The 961-nt window shown below is 69.7% G+C and carries 2 protein-coding genes; one reads left to right on the forward strand and one right to left on the reverse strand.

The genetic code is table 11. The annotated features are described in order from the left end of the window. A partial coding sequence (locus BIU91_RS13380; protein ID WP_253183760.1) for a transglycosylase domain-containing protein occupies nt 1-614 on the reverse strand: 614 nt, incomplete at its 3' end. 158 nt (nt 615-772) lie between these two features. Here BIU91_RS13380 and BIU91_RS18960 point away from each other — a divergent pair. Then, on the forward strand, nt 773-961 hold a 189-nt coding region (locus BIU91_RS18960; RefSeq protein ID WP_171907837.1), incomplete at its 3' end, for a hypothetical protein.

Consider the following 961-nt stretch of genomic DNA (forward strand, 5'->3'; position numbering starts at 1 on the left):
AAGTAGGCGATGTTCAGGTACGCCGCCAGGATCTGCTGCTTCGTGTACTGCTTCGCCAGGCTGATCGCGAGCTTCATCTCGGCGAGCTTGCGCTGCGGTGTCCGCCGGGTCGCGTCCTCGTACGCGGCCTCGCGCTCCTCGGCCGTGGGCAGTTCGCTCGCCTGCTGGATCTTGATGTTCCGCACGAGCTGCATCGTCAGGGTCGAACCACCCGACCCGCCCTCGGTCCCGGACGTGGCGACGCTCACGAGCGACCGGACGACGGACGTCGCGTCGACACCGCCGGTCTCGTGGAACCGCTTGTCCTCGCCGTCCACCGCGGCGTGCTCCAGATGGTCGCTGATCTGGTCGAGCGTGAGCTCCTGCCGGTCCTGGTCCCACACGTTCGCCAGGTGCACCGGCTCGCCGCCGCGGTACGCCCAGATCTGGTTCCGCTGCGGCAGCTGCCCGATCTCGATGTCCTCCGGCAGCGACTCGAACACCCCGATCGCCGAGGTCGTGCCGACGCCGGCGACCGCGATCACCGGAGTCACCCCGACGCTCACCAGCAACCCGGCGAGCACACTGCCACCCACGAAGCCGAGCGCGGCTCCCCCTGCACGTCGCATCGTCATGTCGTCCGTTCCCCCTCGGTCGCACCGCCATCGGCGCGGTCCGGAGAGGCTCCCAGTCCTGCTCGGGCGGTCGCCGTGACTTCCCCGCGGAACACCGTCGTGTCCGCTGGGAAAGTGCCGGTGCGATCCGCTCCCCGCCGCCGCGCTACGATCCGGGCATGACCCCGATCGCGCCACGTGTGCTGCACATCCTCTGCACGGCCTTCCTCGTCGTGGCATTCCTGGCCTCGTTCGTCGGTGGGTACGCGAACGCGAACGATTCCGGCGAGGGCGGCGCGAACATCGGTGCCGGGGCGCTGATGTTCTTCGGTGCACTCGCCGGCGTGGTCGGCATCGGGCTCGGCGTC

The organism is Curtobacterium sp. MMLR14_002 (genome assembly GCF_001864975.1).
Lineage (GTDB): Bacteria > Actinomycetota > Actinomycetes > Actinomycetales > Microbacteriaceae > Curtobacterium > Curtobacterium flaccumfaciens.